The 20,172-nt window shown below is 63.7% G+C and carries 20 protein-coding genes; 7 read left to right on the plus strand and 13 right to left on the minus strand.

What is annotated here, in order from left to right:
* Positions 1-383 precede the first annotated feature (383 nt).
* Positions 384-833, minus strand: coding sequence for a DsrE family protein (locus tag ABIB80_RS38450; protein ID WP_007595690.1), 450 nt, complete (start codon positions 831-833; stop codon positions 384-386).
* A 30-nt stretch (positions 834-863) separates the two neighbouring features.
* Positions 864-1,484 carry a hypothetical protein gene (locus tag ABIB80_RS38455; protein ID WP_354129550.1) on the minus strand — a complete coding sequence of 207 codons (621 nt, stop codon included), beginning with the start codon at positions 1,482-1,484 and terminating at the stop codon, positions 864-866.
* A gap of 304 nt (positions 1,485-1,788) precedes the next feature.
* Here ABIB80_RS38455 and ABIB80_RS38460 point away from each other — a divergent pair, with 304 nt between their 5' ends.
* Positions 1,789-3,351: an SUMF1/EgtB/PvdO family nonheme iron enzyme gene (locus tag ABIB80_RS38460; protein WP_354129551.1), complete on the plus strand. Its 1,563-nt coding sequence runs from the start codon at positions 1,789-1,791 to the stop codon at positions 3,349-3,351.
* 17 nt (positions 3,352-3,368) lie between these two features.
* The gene (locus tag ABIB80_RS38465) at positions 3,369-3,812 is read left to right on the plus strand and encodes a DUF4399 domain-containing protein (protein ID WP_354129552.1); all 444 of its coding nucleotides are present in this window, start codon (positions 3,369-3,371) and stop codon (positions 3,810-3,812) included.
* A gap of 3 nt (positions 3,813-3,815) precedes the next feature.
* Here the strand turns inward: ABIB80_RS38465 and ABIB80_RS38470 are convergent, their stop codons facing one another.
* The 10 genes from ABIB80_RS38470 to pqqA form a co-directional block, all read right to left on the minus strand.
* Positions 3,816-4,871 carry a 2-oxoacid:ferredoxin oxidoreductase subunit beta gene (locus tag ABIB80_RS38470; protein WP_354129553.1) on the minus strand — a complete coding sequence of 352 codons (1,056 nt, stop codon included), beginning with the start codon at positions 4,869-4,871 and terminating at the stop codon, positions 3,816-3,818.
* Between the two features lie 172 nt (positions 4,872-5,043).
* On the minus strand, positions 5,044-6,891 hold the full coding sequence (locus ABIB80_RS38475; RefSeq protein WP_007595684.1) for a 2-oxoacid:acceptor oxidoreductase subunit alpha: 1,848 nt from the start codon (positions 6,889-6,891) through the stop codon (positions 5,044-5,046).
* Positions 6,861-8,660, minus strand: a complete 1,800-nt coding sequence (locus ABIB80_RS38480; RefSeq protein ID WP_354129554.1) for an FAD-dependent oxidoreductase — start codon at positions 8,658-8,660, stop codon at positions 6,861-6,863. Before ABIB80_RS38480 ends, ABIB80_RS38475 begins: the two co-directional genes overlap by 31 nt.
* 234 nt (positions 8,661-8,894) lie before the next feature.
* Positions 8,895-9,572, minus strand: coding sequence for a hypothetical protein (locus ABIB80_RS38485; RefSeq protein WP_354129555.1), 678 nt, complete (start codon positions 9,570-9,572; stop codon positions 8,895-8,897).
* A 12-nt stretch (positions 9,573-9,584) separates the two neighbouring features.
* Positions 9,585-10,571, minus strand: a complete 987-nt coding sequence (gene pip / locus ABIB80_RS38490; protein WP_354129556.1) for a prolyl aminopeptidase — start codon at positions 10,569-10,571, stop codon at positions 9,585-9,587.
* Positions 10,561-11,760, minus strand: coding sequence for a pyrroloquinoline quinone biosynthesis protein PqqE (pqqE, locus tag ABIB80_RS38495; RefSeq protein WP_354129557.1), 1,200 nt, complete (start codon positions 11,758-11,760; stop codon positions 10,561-10,563). The genes pip and pqqE overlap by 11 nt, the downstream gene beginning before the upstream one ends.
* Positions 11,757-12,068: a pyrroloquinoline quinone biosynthesis peptide chaperone PqqD gene (gene pqqD / locus ABIB80_RS38500; RefSeq protein WP_247287867.1), complete on the minus strand. Its 312-nt coding sequence runs from the start codon at positions 12,066-12,068 to the stop codon at positions 11,757-11,759. The genes pqqE and pqqD overlap by 4 nt, the downstream gene beginning before the upstream one ends.
* A gap of 6 nt (positions 12,069-12,074) precedes the next feature.
* The gene (pqqC, locus tag ABIB80_RS38505; protein ID WP_354129558.1) at positions 12,075-12,866 is read right to left on the minus strand and encodes a pyrroloquinoline-quinone synthase PqqC; all 792 of its coding nucleotides are present in this window, start codon (positions 12,864-12,866) and stop codon (positions 12,075-12,077) included.
* A complete protein-coding gene (gene pqqB, locus ABIB80_RS38510) occupies positions 12,863-13,792 on the minus strand; it encodes a pyrroloquinoline quinone biosynthesis protein PqqB (protein WP_354129559.1) in 930 nt (309 codons plus the stop codon). The genes pqqC and pqqB overlap by 4 nt, the downstream gene beginning before the upstream one ends.
* A gap of 118 nt (positions 13,793-13,910) precedes the next feature.
* Positions 13,911-13,991 (minus strand): pyrroloquinoline quinone precursor peptide PqqA, encoded by an 81-nt coding sequence (gene pqqA, locus ABIB80_RS38515; protein ID WP_007595659.1) that lies wholly within the window; start codon positions 13,989-13,991, stop codon positions 13,911-13,913.
* 249 nt (positions 13,992-14,240) lie between these two features.
* Here pqqA and ABIB80_RS38520 point away from each other — a divergent pair, with 249 nt between their 5' ends.
* The 5 genes from ABIB80_RS38520 (at position 14,241) to tarD (ending at position 18,156) form a co-directional block, all read left to right on the plus strand.
* On the plus strand, positions 14,241-14,498 hold the full coding sequence (locus tag ABIB80_RS38520) for a DUF6894 family protein (RefSeq protein WP_007595657.1): 258 nt from the start codon (positions 14,241-14,243) through the stop codon (positions 14,496-14,498).
* 208 nt (positions 14,499-14,706) lie between these two features.
* Positions 14,707-16,107, plus strand: coding sequence for an amidase family protein (locus ABIB80_RS38525; protein WP_007595655.1), 1,401 nt, complete (start codon positions 14,707-14,709; stop codon positions 16,105-16,107).
* Positions 16,108-16,109: 2 nt separating this feature from the next.
* Positions 16,110-16,586, plus strand: coding sequence for a glutathione peroxidase (locus ABIB80_RS38530; protein ID WP_007595653.1), 477 nt, complete (start codon positions 16,110-16,112; stop codon positions 16,584-16,586).
* Positions 16,583-16,840: a DUF3297 family protein gene (locus ABIB80_RS38535; protein WP_007595651.1), complete on the plus strand. Its 258-nt coding sequence runs from the start codon at positions 16,583-16,585 to the stop codon at positions 16,838-16,840. Before ABIB80_RS38530 ends, ABIB80_RS38535 begins: the two co-directional genes overlap by 4 nt.
* Positions 16,841-16,986: 146 nt before the next feature.
* The gene (gene tarD / locus ABIB80_RS38540; protein ID WP_354129560.1) at positions 16,987-18,156 is read left to right on the plus strand and encodes a D(-)-tartrate dehydratase; all 1,170 of its coding nucleotides are present in this window, start codon (positions 16,987-16,989) and stop codon (positions 18,154-18,156) included.
* Positions 18,157-18,507: 351 nt separating this feature from the next.
* On the opposite strand, the gene ABIB80_RS38545 is transcribed toward tarD, so the two are convergent.
* Positions 18,508-19,860, minus strand: a complete 1,353-nt coding sequence (locus ABIB80_RS38545) for a malonyl-CoA decarboxylase (protein WP_354129561.1) — start codon at positions 19,858-19,860, stop codon at positions 18,508-18,510.
* Positions 19,861-20,172 lie beyond the last annotated feature (312 nt).

Genomic DNA, 20,172 nt, shown 5'->3' on the forward strand with positions numbered 1-20,172 from the left:
AAGACACTAGGCTGGAAAACGCCGGCGGAGGCGCTTGACGATCTTCTGTTATGAGTGAAAGTAACTGGTGTTGCGACGACCGTTTGAATCCGCCCTGTGTCCCGCGGGAGGTGTGGTGTGACCGCCACAGCCCAAGGCCATCGATCGGCCACGAAAACAAGACCGTCTGCGTTCGCGCGCCATCCGAGGCCGCACAAAAAAATACCCCATATCGAGCCTCACTCCCGCTCGGCCAATTAAGCAAAGCCCTCGCAGGCGGGCGAGGTCGGCGCGCAGCGCCGGGTGAGGGCTCTCTCCACTTTGGGGGTTCTCGATTGCTGAGACACCCTCTCCCCGACCCTCCCCCGCAAGCGGGGGAGGGAGCCCACCACTTTCGCTGCTACCTACGGCCGCAGATAGAGATAGCCCTGCGACTGGAGCTCGGCCAAACGGACCACGCCGCCCTTCTCCGCGCTGACGAAGCCCGGCAAGAGATCCGTAAGCGTGACGTTCTGCGCCTTCATCGTGTTGCCGCAGGCGGCAAGCTCGACGCCATCCTTGGAGAAATCGCCGACGCGCTTGCTGATGTCAGGGTTGGCCTGCGCCGAGTGAAACGCCTTCAGCGCCGGCCCGTGGATCACCAGTGCGATCGTCACATGCTCGGGGCCGCCGACGCCCTCGATGTGGTTCTGGATGTTGCCAAGGACGAAATTGACCTTCTCGGCATCGCTCAGGTGATACACCACCTTCAGCTTGTTGCCCGCGCCGGCGTCCGTCGCGGCGTTCGCGCTGGAGGCGCCAAGCGCTGCGCCCAGGCCTGAGATGGCGCTCCACAACATGTTCCGGCGGTTCATGACGATCTCCTCGATTGCGCCGGAGACATATCATTTGTGGCGGAGCGCGGCGAGTTCCTTGCGGTCGGTCACGAGCGAGGCGCATTCCTTATTGTCCGTTCGATCCAGGCGGAAAATCCCGTCGTCGGCGCCGGCGACCAGTGACAGTTCGGCATCCTCATCCGGCTTGTTGTTCTGCCAGACCCTGACCCGCGCGAGCCGCACGATCGCCGATTTGTCGTCCCTTGAGAGCGCGACGCCGATGCCGCCGCCCTCGCAGTCGACGCCGCAACCGAGGCGGATTTCGGTGCCGTCCTTGGTGAACACGGTGTGATGACAGAAGCCGCTGGAGTCGAAATCGCCGGAGCGGTGACGATATCTGAAACCAAGGCGGAAGGAGTTGTGGAGCTGCTTGTCTTCGGTGTCCATCTCCGCCGAGATCAGCAGCTTCATCGCGGCGACCTTCTGCTTCGGATGACGCGCCAGGTGCTCGGCATCGTAGCGGCGCACGAAGCAGGCATAGGCCTTGTTGCCGGGTGCGCCGGCATACATGCGCGCGTTGAAGGTCTCGGCTTCGGCCTTGCTGGCCTCACGGATATCGTCGGCCTCCTCGGCGTGAGCGGCGCCGCCGAGCGCGGCAAGGAAGACGGCCGCAACGAGAAAAGACTTCATGATGGCCTCGCGTGCAGCAACTGAGCTGTACTTTAGACGCGAACCCGGTGCGACGCGTTCATGGTTCGCACATCAATGACACGAGCATCGCAGGGCGGAGCGAGGTGATTAGTTCCACGCGGGGCGTTAGTCATCGGTGGGGTCATAAAGGTTCATTCGATGTAACGCCTTCGCCTTTCGGAACTCGACTCCTGCGATCCCCACGGACATTGCCCGATTTCGTCGATGTGATAGCCTTCACAGACGATCGCCTTTGGCAGTCGTAGGTTGGGGTCTGCCTTTGTAAGTTTGTGGAGTCCCCGCAATGGGCGAAATTCGCAACTTCAGATCCGGGAATGACGAGCCGCCTTCGCACGGCCCTATGCCTCGTCGCCTCGCGGCCATCATTGTCGGTGACATCGCTTCCTACAGCCGCCTGATGCAGGCCGACGAGGAGGGCACGCACGTCCGCGTCAAGCGGATCGAGCGGGATCTCATCCAGCCCAGCATCGTCGAGCACAATGGAAGTCTGGTGAAGACGACGGGCGACGGCTTCATCGCGATTTTCGACAGTCCGGTCGAGGCCGTCCGATGCAGCATCGTCATCCAGCAGAATCTCATCGGCCGCAACGCCTCGCTTCCGAAGGACACTCGGATCGAGTACCGGATTGGCGTCAATCTCGGTGATGTCATCGTGGAGCCGGACGACGTCTACGGCGACGGCGTCAACATCGCCACGCGCATCGAGGGCATCGCCGAGCCAGGCCAGGTCTTTATCTCCGGCGCGATCTACGAGCAGATCAAGCACAAGGTCGTGTGCGGTTACGAGTCGCTCGGGGACCGCAAGGTCAAGAACATCACCGATCCCGTGCGCGTCTATAAAGTGCTGCCGGATGCAGACGCGGTCGGCAGGACGCGGGGGCGGCGCGAGAATACTCTGATCTTTCTCCTGGGTATCACGCTGTCGGTGATTGCCGCCGGTGTGCTGTGGTATCTGCTGGCTCAGACACCGGGCAGGGTGAGCGAGCAGGCCACCGGGCCCACCGCTTCTCCCACCGCTTCTCCCACCGCTTCGCCTGCCGCATCACCGAGCCCGCAGCCTCCGTCGCGCGAAGCAGCGCCGCAGACGCCGCAGCCTTCTCCCTCGTCGGCTTCGTCATCTCCGTCGCCCGCTCCCGCGCCGAGTCAATCGGCAAGTCATTCGGCCATTCCCGCCCGCGAACCCGAGATGGTCGCCATTCGCGGCGGCAGCTTTGCGATGGGAAGCAATGACGATCTGACCGAGCGTCCCGTCCATCAGGTGACGGTCAAGCCGTTCTCGATCGGCAAATATCCGGTCACCGTGCAGGAATGGAATGAGTGCGCCGCTGTAAAGGCGTGCGGCTTCACGGCGATCGGCAAGGACGATGCGCCGGTCAGCAATGTGAGCTGGACCGACGCGCAGCAATATGCGGCTTATCTCGCTCAGGCGACGAAGAAGACTTATCGGCTTCCGAGCGAAGCCGAATGGGAATATGCCGCGCGGGGCGGAACGCAGACCAAATATTGGTGGGGCGACAAGCTGCAGCCGGGCATGGCCGGTTGCAAGGATTGCGGTGATCTCGCGGCCGAGCAACCGGCGAAGGTCGGCAGCTTCAGGCCTAATCCGTTCGGGCTCCACGACATGGGCGGCGGTATCGATCAATGGGTCGAGGACTGCTGGCATAAGACCTATCAGGGCGCGCCCGGTGACGGCTCGGCATGGAGCAGCGGGGACTGCAGCGCTCATGTCCTGCGCTCGGGCTCCTGGAAGAACGATTCGAGATATGTGCGGCCGTCCAACCGCGACGGCTACGACACCAACGTTCGTTATCCCACGCACGGATTCCGCGTGGCGCTCAGTCCCTAAGTGGTGGAGTTGGTTTGATGCAGATCCTTCGTTGCGTCGCGCTGGCGGCGGCGCTCGCATTGCTCCCGGGGGCAGCCTTTTCGCAGGGCAAGGCAGCGCCCAAGGACGCGAAGCTCTATTTCATCACCCCGCATGACGGGCAGAAGGTGCGCGGCGGATTCTGGGTCCGGTTCGGCTTGCGCAACATGGGAGTGACCCATGCCGGCGACGAGTATCAGAACGCCGGTCACCATCATTTGCTGATCGACGTCAACGACCCCATCGATCCCAAGGAGCCGATCCTGCAGGACAAGTCGCATCTGCATTTCGGGGCAGGGCAGACCGAAACGCTTCTCGAGCTTCCGCCCGGGACGCACACGCTTCAACTCGTGTTGGGCGATGCCAAGCACTATCCGTTCGAGCCGCCCATCGTGTCGGAGAAGATCACCATACGCGTCCGGCAGCCGGCTGCGGCGCGGTAGCGATCACCGCAGGCTGGCGTTGAACTTGTCCAGCATCGCCGAGCCCGGGCAGAGCGTGTCCGCTTCCAGCGTGTTGAGCGGCGTCTCGACCGTGTTGAGATGCTCGTGCAGATCTTCCGCGTCGGGATCGACGTAGAGCAGCCCCGTGACGATCTGTCCCTTTGCGGCGTGCTTTTGCAGGAAGGTCTGGGCGCCGAGCCGGTCATGCGGATCGTAGTCGGCATCGATCTTGCGCAGCGCGATCCTGCTGCCGTCATGCTGCTCGACCATTTGCACCGTGCCCGGTGCGTAATCCACCGCAATCGGATCGCGGCCGACCAGCACGTCGAGCCGGTTCACCGCGTCATTGTGCTCGCGAACATAGTCGAAGCTCTTGGTCGAGCCGGCGTGATTGTTGAAGGCGATGCAGGGGCTGATGACGTCGATGAACGACGCGCCCTTGTGGCGGATCGCGGCCGCGATCAGCGGCACGAGCTGGGTCTTGTCGCCGGAGAACGAGCGCGCGACGAAAGTCGCCCCCAACTGCAGCGCGATGGCGACGAGGTCGATGGCGTTGTCGGTGTTGGTGATGCCCTTCTTGGACTTCGAGCCGCGGTCGGCGGTCGCCGAGAACTGGCCCTTGGTCAGGCCATAGACGCCGTTGTTCTCGACGATATAGGTCATGTTCACCCCGCGCCGGATCGAATGGGCGAACTGGCCGAAGCCGATCGAGGCGGAATCGCCGTCGCCGGAGACACCTAGATAGATCAGGTCGCGATTGGCGAGATTGGCGCCGGTCAGCACGCTGGGCATGCGGCCGTGCACGGAGTTGAAGCCGTGCGAATTGCCGAGGAAATAGTCCGGCGTCTTCGACGAGCAGCCGATGCCCGAGATCTTCGCAACCCGGTGCGGCTCGATCGAAAGCTCATAGCAGGCCTCGATGATCGAGGCCGTGATCGAATCGTGGCCGCAGCCGGCGCACAGCGTCGAGATCTTGCCTTCGTAGTCGCGATGGGTGTAGCCGAGCTCGTTCTTCTTCAGCCCGGGATGGTGGAATTTCGGCTTTGCGATGTAGGTCATGACCGTCTCTCTCTGCTCCCTCTCCCCGCTCTTCGCGGGGAGAGGGTCGGGGTGAGGGGCTCTTTCGACGAGCTCGACTCGTGGTGAGTCCCCCTCACCCGGATTGCTGCGCAATCCGACCTCTCCCCGCACGCGGGGAGAGGTGATTGCATCCGATGCCTGCGCCTTACCATCATGACACGGCCTTGCGGAGCGGGGTCACCTTGAGGTGATCCTGGTGGTCGCCAATGGCTTTTGCGATGAAGCGGGCGGTGATCGGCGAGCCGTCGTAGTGCACGATCGGCACCAGCCGCACCGGGTCGATGCCGTTTTCGTTGACGATGAGCTGGCGCAGCTGGCTGTCGCGGTTCTGCTCGACTACGTAGACGAAATCGTGCTCGGCGAGGAAGCTCGCCACGCTGGAGTGGAACGGGAAGGCGCGGATGCGCAGGCGATCGAGCTGATGGCCTCGTGCCTCCAACAATCCGATCGCCTCGTCCATCGCCGGCGTAGTCGAACCGAAATAGATCACGCCGTATTTGGTCGGCCGTTCCGCATTAGCCTGAAGCGGCCGCGGCACCAAATCCTGCGCGGTCTCGAACTTGCGCATCAGCCGCTGCATGTTGTCGGCGTAGACCGAGCCTTCTTCGGAGTAACGCGCATAGCGGTCGCGCGACGTGCCGCGGGTAAAATATGAGCCCTTGGTCGGATGCGTGCCGGGATAGGTTCGGTAGGGGATGCCGTCGCCGTCGACGTCGAGATAGCGGCCGAAGTCGCGGCCTTCCTCCAGCATCTCCGAAGTCATCACCTTGCCGCGGTCATATTGCTTGGCGTCGTCCCACTTCAAGGGACGGCAGAGCCGGTGGTTCATGCCGATGTCGAGGTCGAGCATCAGGAAGATGGTGGTCTGGAGCCGCTCGGCGAGATCGAAGGCCGCGGCCGCGAACTCGAACGCCTCGGCGGGATCCTCAGGGAACAGCAGCACATGCTTGGTGTCGCCATGCGAAGCATAGGCGCAGGCGATGATGTCGCATTGCTGGGTCCGGGTCGGCATGCCGGTCGAGGGACCGGCGCGCTGGATGTTCATGATCACGGCCGGGATTTCGGCGAAATATGACAGGCCGATGAACTCGGTCATCAGCGAGATGCCGGGGCCGGAGGTTGCGGTGAAGGCGCGCGCGCCGTTCCAGGAGGCGCCGATCACGATGCCGATCGAAGCGAGCTCGTCCTCGCCCTGCACGATGGCGTATTTCGCCTTGCCGGTTTCCGGATCGTGCCGGTACTTCTTGCAGTGGGCGGTGAAAGCCTCGGCAACGGACGAGGACGGCGTGATCGGATACCAGGCGCACACCGTGGCGCCGCCATAGACGGCGCCGAGCGCGGCGGCGCTGTTGCCCTCGATGAAGATGCGGTCGCCGACCTTATCGGACTTCTTCACCCGCAGCCCGGTCGGACATTTCAGGTTTTGCAGCGCCCAGTCGCGGCCGAGATGCAGCGCGTGGACGTTGGAGGACAAGAGCTTCTCCTTGCCCTTGTACTGCTCGCCGATCAGCTGCTCGATCAGCTTCGGGTCCATATCGAGCAGCGCCGAGAGCGCCCCGAGATAGATGATGTTCTTGAACAGCTGGCGCTGGCGCGGATCGGTGTAGGTCGAGTTGGTGATCGCGGTCAGGGGAACACCGATCACGGTGATGTCGTCGCGGAATTTCGTTGACGGCATCGGCTTGGTGGAATCGTAGAACAGATAGCCGCCGGGCTCGATGCCGGCGACGTCCTTGTCCCAGGTCTGCGGGTTCATCGCCACCATCATGTCGACGCCGCCGCGGGCGCCGAGATGGCCCTGTTCGGTCACCCGCACCTCGTACCAGGTCGGCAGGCCCTGGATGTTGGAGGGGAAGATGTTACGGGGGCTCACCGGAACGCCATGGCGCAGGATCGCGCGCGCAAACATCTCGTTGGCGCTGGCCGAGCCCGATCCGTTGACGTTGGCGAAGCGGACGACGAAGTCGTTTACGCTGCTGATCGGCTTTTTGTCGGACATGCTGAACCTGCGTGAGTCATCTCGATCAAATATTTCTGCATGTCCCAGGCGCCGGTGGGACAGCGCTCGGCACACAGCCCGCAATGCAGGCAGACATCCTCGTCCTTGATCATCACGCGCCCGGTCTTGAGGTCGCTCGAGACATAGAGATCCTGGTCCGGATGCAGCGAGGGCGCTTTCAGGCGCTGACGGAGATCGCCTTCCTCGCCATTGTCGGTGAAGGTGATGCAGTCCATCGGACAGATGTCGACGCAGGCGTCGCACTCGATGCAGAGCGAGGTCGAGAACACGGTCTGGACGTCGCAGTTCAGGCAGCGCTCGGCCTCGCCCAGCGCCAGCTTGACGTCGTAGCCGAGCTCGACCTCCGTGCGGATGTCCTTCAGCGCGATCACCTTGTCGCGATGCGGCACCTTGTAGCGCTTGTCGTTGGAGATGTCGTTGTCATAGCTCCATTCGTGGATGCCCATCTTCTGCGAGGAGATGTGCACCTCCGGCAATGGACGCTCGGTGACGTCCTCGCCCGAGAGCATCTTGTGGATCGACAGCGCGGCATCATGGCCCTGCGCCACCGCCCAGATGATATTCTTCGGCCCGAACGCGGCGTCGCCGCCGAAGAATACTTTCGGGTTGGTCGAGACGAAGGTTTGCGGATCGACCTTGGGCATGTGCCATTTGTCGAACTCGATCCCGCAGTCCTGCTCGATCCAGGGAAAGGCGTTCTCCTGGCCGACCGCGACCAGCACGTCGTCGCATTCGATGGTTTGGTCCGGCTCGCCCGAGGGCACGAGGTTGCGGCGGCCCTTGGCGTCGTATTCGGCCTTCACCTTCTGGAAGGTGATGCCGGTGAGCTTACCGTTGTCGTGGACGAAGGCTGTGGGCACGAGGAAGTTGAGGATCGGGATGTCCTCGTGAAGCGCGTCTTCCTTCTCCCAAGGCGAGGCCTTCATTTCCTCGAAGCCGGAGCGCACGACCACTTTCACCTCTTCGCCGCCGAGGCGACGCGCGGTGCGGCAGCAATCCATCGCGGTGTTGCCGCCGCCGAGCACGATGACGCGCTTGCCGATCTTGTCGGTATGGCCGAACGAGACCGAGGACAGCCAGTCGATGCCGATATGGACGTTGGCGGCTGCTTCCTTGCGTCCGGGGATGTCGAGCTCGCGTCCGCGCGGTGCGCCGGAGCCGACGAAGATCGCGTCATACTTCTCCGCGAGCAGCGCCTTCATGCTTTCGATGCGGTGGCCGCCCTTGAAGTCAACGCCGAGACCCAGGATGTAGCCGGTCTCCTCGTCGATGACTGAATCCGGCAGGCGAAATTTCGGGATCTGCGAGCGCATCATGCCGCCGGCTTTGGGATCGGCGTCGAACACCGTGCAGTGATAGCCGAGCGGGGCGAGATCGCGGGCCACCGTCAGCGAAGCGGGACCGCCGCCGACGAAGGCAACGCGCTTGCCGTTCTTGGCCGACGGCCGCGGCAGGCGTTGCGTGATGTCGTCCTTGAAATCGGCGGCGACGCGCTTCAGGCGGCAGATCGCGACCGGGGTCTCCTCGACGCGTCCGCGGCGGCACGCCGGCTCGCATGGACGATCGCAGGTGCGTCCCAGAATTCCGGGAAACACGTTCGATTTCCAGTTGATCATATAGGCGTCGCTGTAGCGGCCTTGGGCGATCAGTCGGATGTATTCGGGAACGGGGGTGTGCGCAGGACAGGCCCATTGGCAATCGACCACTTTGTGAAAGTAGTCGGGGGCCGCAATGTCGGTCGGTTTCATTCCTACCCTGTCCGCGCAGGCCCAAAGACCCGGCGGCCTTTTCTTGAGCTTGGCGAACGCTAACGCGCGGCGATCTGGTTTCTGAATGACGTCATTGGGTTAGCTTATTAGAACCGGTCCGAAGTACAACGGCAAAATTCGCGCTTCCCCTCTTTCATGGGAGCTACGCGCGCACAGCATTAACGGCCGCGCGCGCTATGTGGCGGTGCAGCATGTTGCGATGCGTCCGATGGCCTAGTTGCGCGCGATGTCGCTCTTCGCGAGGTCCCACATCAGGCTGTAGGTGCCGACCGACACGGGAAGCGGGAATGGCGAGGCGGCAGGGCCGGTGAAGCGCGCGGCGATCACGGCCGAGACCGCACCGACATGCGTGCCGTCGATCAGCACGAACCAGTCGCGCGCGCCTTCGTTGCGCACCGCCGGAATGTCCGCAGTCGCGCCCGACAATTCCGGTTCGCTCTCGAGCAGGTGCATCGAGATGATGCCGTCGTGCTTTTCCGGCGCCAGCCGTTCTTGCAGTGCGTCACGCCATGCGGCCGCATTGTCCGGCGTCGGCCGCAGCCGCACGAGGCCGAGCGCCGCGCCTCGGCCGGTGCCGTTGCTGATCGTGATGCGGGCGACCACGCGCAGCATGTCCTTGAAATGCGCCATGCTGCGCCGCGACCATTCGGTCTGATTGGCGAGCCGCGCCCGGTAGGCGGGACTGTCGAGCACGTCGAGCGTCGCAGTCGAATACAGCGAGAGATATTTGGGATTGGCGGCGTGCGCGACATAGCGCCGCGCCTCGAGGAATCCCTCGATCGCGACGCGCTCTTCCAGATGCTCGCGATCGTACCAGCGATTGAAATCGGCTTCATCTGAAACGTCGATGTTCATCGACGTCAGCAGCATGCCTTGACCAGCGAGTGGCATTTTCTTGTCCCGCTATCGCGAAATCTTCGAAGCGATATCTGCGATCGACTTCATGACCGCGTCCCGCACGCCGGTATCATAGAGCGAATGGCCGGCTTCTTCCACGATGCGAATCTCGGAACCCGGCCACACTTTCGCGAGCGCCTGCGATGTCTCGGGAGGGCACAACAGATCGTAGCGGCCCTGGACGATGATGCCGGGAATGCCGTCGAGCTTGCCGGCGTTCCGCAACAACTCGTTCTCCGTCATGAAGCTGTCCTGGACGAAATAATGCGCCTCCATGAAGGGCGTCGCCGGCAATGTGCGCCAGACGTTCAGCGACGCCAGGTCCAGCCGGGTCTTGGCCGCCTTGTGTTCCGACAAGGCGCGCTCGGTATCGTACCAGGCGCGCGATGCCGGGCCATGCACGGCCGGATCGGCATCGAGGATGCGGCGATAGTAGGCTTCCACCGGCCGCGCGCGCTCCTCGAGCGGCAGCACGCTCAGAAAATCCTCGTAGAGCGCGGGGTAGAATTGCGACAGGCGCGAGGTGAAGGCGATCTCGACTTCAGCACGCGTGCCGAGAAACGTCGCGCGGAGCGCAATCCCGGAAACGCGCGCGGGATGCGCCTGCGCATAAGCCAGCGCCAGCGTCGCGCCCCAGGATCCGCCGACCACCATCCAGCGCGCGACGCCGAATTTCTCGCGGATCTTTTCCATGTCCGCGATCAGATGCTGCGTGGTGTTGTGCTCGCGCGATCCCTTCGGACGGCTGCGGCCGCAGCCGCGTTGGTCGAACAGCACGGCATGGAAACGGTCGGGATCGAACAGCCGGCGGTGGTCGGGCTGGCAGCCGCTGCCGGGGCCGCCATGCAGGTAGACCGCGGGGATTCCGTCGGCGCGGCCGACGCTCTCGACATAGAGCTCGTGGCCGTCGCCGACGTCGAGCGTTTCGGAGGTCAGCGGCGCAAAAGGATCGGCGCGCTTGACTGAGCTGGCCGCGTCGGCGTCAGGCATCATTCCCGGATTCCAGAGTGCCACCGGCGAAATTGCGATAGACGAAGCGGTTGGTTTCGCCCTCGGCCTCGCGCTCGGCCTGCTTGAAGATGGTCTCGTGCAGTGGCGACAGCGCACAGGCCGGATCGGTGTTGGCAGCGTCACCGGTCAGCGCAAAGGCCTGGCAGCGGCAGCCGCCGAAATCGATCTCGCGGAATTCGCAACTCTTGCACGGTTCCTTCATCCAGCCGGTGCCGCGATAGCGGTTGAAGGCCTCCGAGTTCTGCCAGATCCATGCGATCGAATGGTTGGAGCGCACGGATTCGAAGTCGAGCCCGGTGATGCTCTCGGCGGCGTGGCAGGGCAGCACCTTGCCGGCCGGCGAAATGTTGAAGAACTGCCGGCCCCAGCCGCCCATGCACTTCTTCGGCCGCAGCGCGTAGTAATCGGGCACGACATAGTCGATCGTCAGCCGGCCCTTCAGCCGCTCGCGCGCGTCCTCGACGATACGGGTGCACTCGTCGAGCTGCGCCACCGTCGGCATCAGCGCGGCGCGGTTCTTCAGCGCCCAGCCGTAATATTGCACATTGGCGACCTCGAGCCTGTCGGCGTCGAGATCGATCGACATCTGGATGATCTCAGGCAGCTGGTGCAGGTTCTGCCGGTGCATCACCGCGTTCACGGTGAGCGGCAGGTCCAGCTCGCGCGTCCATTTTGCCACTTCGAGCTTCTTGCGGTGCCCGCCTCTGTAACCGCCAACGCGATCGGCCAAGCCTTCTTCAACGCCCTGGAAGCTGATCTGCACGTGGCAGAGCCCGGCATCCGCCAGCTCGCTCAGCCGCTCGCGCGTCAGCAACACGGCCGAGGTGATGAGGTTGGTGTAAAGGCCGACGTCGCTGGCGTGCTTGACCAGTTCGACGAGATCCTTGCGCGCGGTCGGTTCGCCGCCGGAGAAATGCACCTGGAGCACGCCAATCTCGGCGAGCTCGCTCAGGACTTTCTTCCATTCCTCGGTGGTCAGCTCCTTGCCCGAGCGGTCGAGCTCGACCGGGTTGGAGCAATAGGGGCATTGCAGCGGGCAGCGGTGGGTGATCTCGAGCAGCACGGCGAGCGGAATGCCGAAGGTCTCCGCCGTCGAGCGGCTCTTCTCCAGCACCGCGAGGCTGTCACTGGCGTCGGGCGGAATGGTGGGATTGCCGAGCACATCGCTCATGACGTCTTCTCCCGGGCCTCCGTGAGAAAGCCCTTGTCGGCGAGATCCTGCAGCATGACGATGACGTCGGCCAGGATCGCCTCTCGCGGCGCGGCGTATTTTGCCGCGAGCTGGTCGGACATTTCGCCAACATTGCGCTCGCCGTCGCAGAGCTGCAAGACCTCGACCGCGATCTCGTCCGGCGCCAGCACGCGTTCGGGCGCCAGGATCACCCAGACTTTTCGCGTCTCGTCATATTTCAGCTTGGCGTGCCGCGGCAGCACCGGCCGGCTGGTCTCGCTGACGCTGATGTTGCGCGGCCCGGCCATTGTTCCTCAGCTCGCTTTTTGGTGTTCTTGGGGCACGAATGCGCCCGGCGGAATGTGGCCCTCGACATAGGCGTGCTGGAGCGCGTCGAGCTGCACCCACAGCACGCTGGTCTTGAAGATCAGTGCGTTGCAGACCGACGCGCGTTGCTCGGGCGTGGTGGCATGCGCCTTGACATAGTCGAGCGCAAAGCCGGCATCGCGCGGCGCCTGTGCCAGCCGGCGTTTGAAGTAGCTCATGGTGTCAGGATTGACGAAGTCATAGTGCTCCAGCATGCCGGCAATGCGCTCTTCGTGCAGGTTCGGCGCGAACAATTCGGTGAGCGAGGAGGCGATTGCCTCCAGCGGCGACTTCTCGCGGCAATAGTGGACATAGGCTTCGACCGCGAAGCGCGTCGCGGGCAGGATGCCCTCGGTCGATTCCACATAAGCCGTGTCCAGCCCGAGGCCGTCGGTCAGCTTCAGCCAGCGCTCGATGCCGCCTTCGGAGCCGATATCGCCGTCATGGTCCTCGATGCGGTGGCGCCATTCCACGCGCGTGGCGCGGTCGCGGAAGCGCGAGATCACCACCGCGTCCTTGATCGGGATGGTGCTCTGGTAATAGTAGCGGTTCAGCGCCCAGGCCTGGACCTGCCCCTTGTTCAGCTTGCCGCCGTGCAGGAGCTTATGAAACGGATGCAGGCTGTGATAGCGCGTCGCCCCGATATGGCGCAGCGCCGCCTCCAGCTCCTCGGCCGAGTTGAGCCTGATGTCCTTGCCGACCGAGAGCGCGGTCATTCCAGTCAGTGACGCGGCATTCACAGCACGATCTCCGTTCCGTCGGCGGGTATCTGCCAGCCCGCCGCTTCAGCGGCCTTGCGCTCGGGGGAAGCGGGCAGCAGCGCCGGGTTCGAGTTATTGATATGCAGAAATATCTTCCTGTCGAGTGTGAGGTCGGCGAGCCGCGCGATGGCGCCGTGGTCGCCGGACATCGCGACATGGCCCATGCTCTTGCCGGTCTTGTGGCTAAGCCCAGCCTTGATCATCTCGTCGTCCTGCCACACCGTGCCGTCGAAGAACACCAGCGCAGCGCCGTCGATCTCGGCCTTGAGCGCGTCGGTGACCTCGGCGCAGGCGGCGATGAAGTAGAAGCATTTGCCGGTCGCTTTGTCGGTGATCTTCAGCCCCAGCGTATCGCCCTCGCCGGTGTCGCCGCCCGGATGCGCCTTGCCTTCCAGGTACCAGGCCGATTTGCCCGAAACGGCGAAGGGCAGCACCTCAAGTCCTGAGCGCGCCCCGTCCGGCAGCCGCGGCTCGAACGGCTCGTTGATGCCGACCGGCTGGCGCTGCACGTTCTTCTCGTTCAGCACGTTGAAGATGCTGTTGGCCTTCAGGATCGCCAGCACCTTCTCATGCGCATAGACCGTGAAGGGCGAGCCCTCGCGCATCGACAGCAGGCCTGCCACCGCGTCCACTTCGCTGTTGGTCAGGATCACGCCTGCGATCGGCGTATGGCGCAGCGCGCCTGCCTTCGGATGCAGCTGTGGCGTCGCATTCAATTGCTGGCGGAGGTCGGGGGAGGCGTTGATCAAGAACCAGTGCTCGCCGTCGCCAGTGAAGGCGACCGAGGCTTGGGTCCGTTGCAGCTCTTGGCCGTTATCACGGGCCGTCCGGCAGCCCTCGCAGCCGCAATTCCATTGCGGCACTCCGCCGCCGGCTGCGGCGCCCAGGACGACGACGCGAAGCATGATCCGTCTCCTGGAGGCAATGTCGCGAGGTGGACCTCACGCCAACACAAATCCTGTCTTCCGGACATGCATCGTGACCGAAAGATCCACCTGCGCAGAACGCGAACTCACCAACCGCTTACTTGCGGGTAGCGCTCACATACATGTTGATTTCCATGCCACAGGGCACTTCGACGATCTTCGGGGCTTTCCAGGCCATTTCGGCTCTCCATTTTCGAGATTTCGGACGTATCCGCCCGGGGCTAAGTTACTGCGAGCACAAAAGTTCGCCAGTGAAATTTTCCCGAGGACGGGCATATTGCGCCGCGAAAAAAGCGTGGGGAACAGTACTTTCTGGTGATGCGGCCCTGCGCTCGGCGCATTCGGTCGCGAACCCTGTCCTGATAAAGCAGTTGTGAGTGCAGTGCAGCTTCCAATCCGGTACAGGCGACCCAACTGGAACTTCGTGATGCCCAGATATTTCTTCAACACCCGTATCGGCAACGAACTGATCGTGGATCCTGAGGGAGAGGATCTGCGCAATCCCGACCGTGCCTGGGAGGTTGCCCGCCAGATGATTCTGGAGGTGCTGAGATCGGAAGGCACCCAGCCGGCCCTGCTTGAGGCCGTGATCGAAGTTACCGACCGCGAAGGCGAGATCGTGCTCGAATTCCCCTTCACCGAGGCATTGCTGGACATCCCGGACCAGTCTGCCACCCGGCATTAGAGGTCCGCCGCTCTTTCCCCGTCATTGCGAGGAGCCCTTGCGACGAAGCAATCCAGACTGCTTCCGCGGAGGCACTCTGGATTGCTTCGCTTCGCTCGCAATGACGGCGAATGAGGCGTCACCCGGCTCTCGCCCTTCGCCCCTGCGAAATCCGCATGGCTTTGCCGCGTTCCCGGGGCTAAAAGACGCCGGTTAAACGGAGCAAGCCATGCAAGATCTCTGGCGCCTGTCGGCCGCCGACCTCGCCACCCTCGTCAAAACCAAAAAGGTCTCCGCCAGGGAGGCCGCGCAGGCCGGCCTCGCCCGGCTCGACGCCGTCAATCCCCAGCTCAACGCCGTGATCGACCACCGGCCCGAGGACGTGCTCAAGCAGGCCGACGCCGTCGATGCCGCCATCGCCAGGGGCGAGGACCCAGGCCCGCTCGCCGGCGTGCCCGTCACCATCAAGGCCAATGTCGACCAGGAGGGCTTTGCCACCACCAACGGCCTCAAGCTCCAGCGCGACCTGATCGCGCGCGAGGACAATCCGGTGGTCGCCAATTTCCGCAAAGCCGGCGCCGTTCTGCTTGGGCGCACCAATTGCCCGGCCTTCTCCTATCGCTGGTTCACCACCAATCTGGTCCACGGCGACACCAAGAACCCCCGCGATGCCTCGCTCACGCCGGGCGGCTCGTCCGGCGGCGCCGGTTCGGCGGTCGCGGCCGGCATCGGCCATATCGCCCATGGCACCGACATTGCGGGCTCGATCCGCTATCCCGCCTATGCCTGCGGCGTGCATGGCCTGCGCCCGACGCTCGGCCGCATCCCCGCCTTCAATCCGGCCCTGCCGGAGCGTCCGATCGGGCCGCAGATCATGGCGGTGTCGGGGCCGCTGGCGCGCACCGTCAACGACATCAGGATTTCGCTCGCGGCCATGTCGGCCCGCGACATCCGCGATCCCTGGTTCGTGCCCGCGCCGCTGGAAGGCCCCGCGCGGCCGAAGCGCGCCGCGCTGTGTCTCAATCCGGACGGCCTTGCGACCACACCGGAGGTGAAGGCAGCCGTGACCGATGCCGGCAAGCGCCTGGAGCGTGCGGGCTGGACGGTCGATGTGATCGAGAACACGCCGCCGATGCGCGAAGCGGTCGAGTGGCAGATCAAGCTCTGGCTCGGCGACGGCTATGAGGCGCAGCTCGAGATGGCCGAGCGTGAGGGCGATCCCGGCGCGCTGGCGTGCCTGCGCGGCAACCGCGCCAGGGTCACGCCGATGGACCAGGCGAATTACGCCAAGGCATTGACCCGCCGCGCCACGCTGACCCGTGACTGGATGCTGTTCTTCGAGACCTATGCCGTGCTGCTGACACCGGTCTCCGGCGAGCTGCCGTTCCCGGATCATCTCGACCGCAAGGACGAGGAATCCTTTAAGCGGGTCTGGGAAGCGCAACTGCCGCAGATCGCCACTCCCTTCATGGGCCTGCCGGGCCTCGTGGTCTCCACCGGCCTCGTCGGCAAGGCGCCGGTCGGCGTGCACATCGTGTCCGGCCGCTATCGCGAGGATCTCTGTCTGCTCGCAGGCGAGGCGATCGAGGCGGGCGGCGTGCCGCCGTCGCCAATCGATCCCGTGGGTTAGCGATGTCCGTGATCTACGACTTCAAGGCCAACTCGCTTCTCGGCGAAGAAGTGCCCATGCGCCGCTTCGAGGGGCAGGTGCTGCTGATCGTCAACACCGCGAGCAAATGCGGCTTCACGCCGCAATATCGCGGGCTGGAGGATCTGCATCGCGATCTCAATCCGCGCGGCTTCTCGGTGCTCGGCTTTCCCTGCAACCAGTTCGGTGCGCAGGAGCCTGGGCCGGCGAGCGAAATCCAGGCGTTCTGCTCGACCAACTACGACGTCACCTTTCCCCTGTTCGAGAAGATCGACGTCAACGGCAGCAATGCGCATCCGTTGTATAAGTACCTGAAACGCCAGCAATCCGGCCTGCTGGGCGCCTCCATCAAATGGAATTTCACCAAATTCCTGGTGGATCGCGCCGGCAAGGTGGTTTCGCGCTATGCGCCGACCGCGCGGCCCGAAGGATTACGGCAGCAAATCGAGACCCTGTTATGAGCGAGACAATCATGAGCGACGAATTTCCGGACCGCCTCTCGGTCGATCCGAGCAGCCCCTATTACAACGCGGACATTTTGGCGCGCGACGTCGGCATCCGCTTCAAGGGCGTCGAGAAGACCAATGTCGAGGAGTACTGCATCAGCGAAGGCTGGGTCCGCGTCACCGCCGGCAACGCCAAGGACCGCCACGGCAACCCGCTGACCATCAAGGTGCACGGCCCGGTCGAGCCGTATTTCAGGGATAAGAAGTAGGAGCGCGCTCTCTCCACCCGTCATCGCGAGCGCTCTCTCCTCGTCATTGCGAGGAGCCCTTGCGACGAAGCAATCCAGACTGTCTCCGCGGATGCATTTCTGGATTGCTTCGCTACGCTCGCAATGACGAAAGCAAGAGGTCCCCCATGTCCGTCCGCATCGTCGACGTCCGCGAGATCACGAAACCGATCTCTTCGCCGATCCGCAACGCCTATATCGATTTCACCAAGATGACGACGAGCCTGGTTGCGGTCGTCACCGACGTCGTGCGCGACGGCAAGCGCGTCGTCGGCTACGGCTTCAACTCCAACGGCCGCTACGGGCAGGGCGGCCTGATCCGCGAGCGCTTTGCCTCGCGCATCCTGGAGGCCGATCCGAAATCGCTGCTGAATGCGGCCGGCGACAATCTCGACCCCGACAAGGTCTGGGGTGCGATGATGACCAACGAGAAGCCGGGCGGCCACGGCGAGCGCTCCGTCGCGGTCGGCACCATCGACATGGCGGTGTGGGATGCCGTGGCGAAGATCGCAGGGAAACCGCTTTTCCGCCTGCTGGCTGAGCGTCACGGCGTCAAAGCCAATCCGCGCGTGTTCGTCTACGCCGCCGGCGGCTATTATTATCCGGGCAAGGACCTCTCGATGCTGCGCGGCGAGATGCGCGGCTATCTCGATCGCGGCTACAACGTCGTGAAGATGAAGATCGGCGGCGCCGATATCGAGGACGATCGCACCCGCATCGAGGCGGTGCTGAAAGAGATCGGCAACGACGCGCAGCTCGCCGTCGATGCCAACGGCCGCTTCGATCTCGAGACCGGAATCGCCTACGCCAAGATGCTGCGGGATTATCCCTTGTTCTGGTACGAGGAAGTCGGCGACCCCCTCGACTACGCGCTGCAGGCAGTCCTCGCCGAATTCTATCCGGGACCGATGGCGACCGGCGAAAACCTGTTCAGTCACCAGGACGCCCGCAATTTGATCCGCTACGGCGGCATGCGCCCGGACCGCGACTGGCTGCAATTCGATTGCGCGCTGTCCTACGGCCTATGCGAATACCAGCGCACCCTTGAAGTGTTGAAAACCCATGGCTGGTCGCCGAGCCGCTGCATCCCGCACGGCGGTCACCAGATGTCGCTCAACATCGCAGCCGGCTTAGGCCTCGGCGGCAACGAGAGCTACCCCGATTTGTTCCAGCCCTACGGCGGCTTCCCCGACGGCGTCCGCGTCGAGAACGGCCACATCACCATGCCGGAGCTGTCAGGCATCGGCTTCGAAGGCAAGTCGGATCTCTACAAGGAGATGAAGGCGCTGGCGGAGTAGCACAACGCGAGGGGCGCGACGGCCGCGCCACACACTCCGTCATTGCGAGCGCAGCGAAGCAATCCAGAGTGTTTCCACGGGAGCAGTCTGGATTGCTTCGTCGCAAGGGCTCCTCGCAATGACGGTGGCGAGAGGGGAGCGCTTCGACGGGCGCTTCGGCTGCTGCGGGCGAATTGCTGGGATTGCGCGAGGTGTCGCCACAATCTCCGTCATTGCGAGCGCAGCGAAACAATCCAGAATCTTTCCGCGGAGGCAGTCTGGATTGCTTCGTCGCAGAGCTCCTCGCAATGTCGGCGGAGAGAGCGTCGTCGGCTGGGTTCGCCTTGACGATGTGCCGTGAGCCGAATGTCGCTACGACAGCCGCATGTCCAGCAGCCGCCGCCCTTCGCCCTTCAGCAGCTTCTTCACCGCGCTCGAGGCCACGACCTCGCCGTCATTGGCGTAGGCTTCGTGGTTCTTCTCGATGTCGTCGAGGCGGTAGAGATAGTTGACCATCACGCCGGCGGACTCGCGCACCCCCTTGGGCGAGAGATCGCCTAACCAATTGATGCGCTCGAGGCGGGCGCCGTTGCCGAGATGGAAGCGCGCGACGGAATCGATCAGCTTGCCTTTCGGCGTGCGTGCCTTGAGGAAGTAGTGCGCCGCGAGGGGTTCGATCACGCCACGTAGCAGTGTCGTGGTCTCGGGGTTCTCGAACCATTTGGGATCGTCGAGGCGCTTCAGGATCTCGCGGTCCTCGTCCGACAGCGGCAAATCCTTGTCCTGCTTCACCCATGGCATGAAGCCCGGCACCGGCGACAGCGTCACGAAATTGTCGAGCTTGGGCAATTCGCGGCGCAGCTCCTCCACCACCTGCTTGATCAGGAAGCTGCCGAAAGAGATGCCGCCGAGACCGCGCTGGGTGTTGGAGATCGAGTAGAACACGGCGGTGCGGGCGCGCTCGATCGGGACGGAGGGGCGGTCGACCGCGAGCAGCGGCGCGATCGCGCCGGGGATCGTCTCCGTCAGCGCCACCTCGACGAAGATCAGGGGCTCGTCGACCATCGCGGGATGGAAGAAGGCGTAGCAGCGACGGTCGACCGGATCGATGCGGCGGCGCAGATCGTCCCAGTCGCTGATCTCGTGTACGGCTTCATAACGGATGATCTTTTCGAGGATGTTGGCCGGGGTCGACCAGTCGATCCTGCGCAGCACGAGAAACCCCCTGTTGAACCATGACGAGAGAAGATGCGAGACGTCGCGATCGAGTGCGGCGAGATCGGCGTGCCCGTTCATCATGTCGAGCAGGTCGGCGCGCATCTTGACGAGATCGCCGGTGCCGCCGGGCGCGCGGTTGAGGCGGCGGATCAGCTCCTGCCGGCGCGGCTCGGAGGCGAAGTGCAAGGCGCTGGCATCCTCGTCGGCCGGCTTGGCGCGCCATGTCTCGATCGCCTTGGACAGGCGTTCCCGATCCGGACCGAAATCGCGCACCAGTGCTTCGAAAAAGGCGCGACGTCCCGCCGCATCCAAATCCTGGTAGATGTCGAGCACCTCACGCGCCATGGCGGTGCCCGAAGCTTCGCCCCGGCCCGACAGCAGCGCGCCGCAGAGCTCGATCAGCCCATCGGCGTCCGGCTTGATGTCGGCAGAATCCCCGCGGCGAAGCAGCGTGCGGCCACGCTCGGAGATGGTGGTGAGCAGGTCGGAGAAGAAGGCGTTGGCCATCGGGGCTTTCGTGTCAGGTTTGTGCGGTGCGGGAATCTTACACGGATTTTGGGCGGAAGCCGATCACAATCAAGCGGAAGATTTTGGCAAGTTTAGCGGGGGCGGGCGGTTCGAAAACCCAAAGAAAGCTGTCATGCCCCGGCTTGACCGGGGCATCCAGTACGCCGCGGCTTTTCGGTTCTAGCCGCGCCGTCCCAGAGTACTGGATCGCCCGGTCAAGTGTTTAGACCGGACAGATCACTGACAGGTGTTCGGAGACATAGCTGACACATCAAAATGGGCTGGTCTGGTCGATTCGGGAGGCCGTCCATG

It is taken from the genome of Bradyrhizobium sp. i1.15.2, from assembly GCF_040548425.1.
Taxonomy (GTDB): Bacteria; Pseudomonadota; Alphaproteobacteria; order Rhizobiales; family Xanthobacteraceae; genus Bradyrhizobium; species Bradyrhizobium canariense.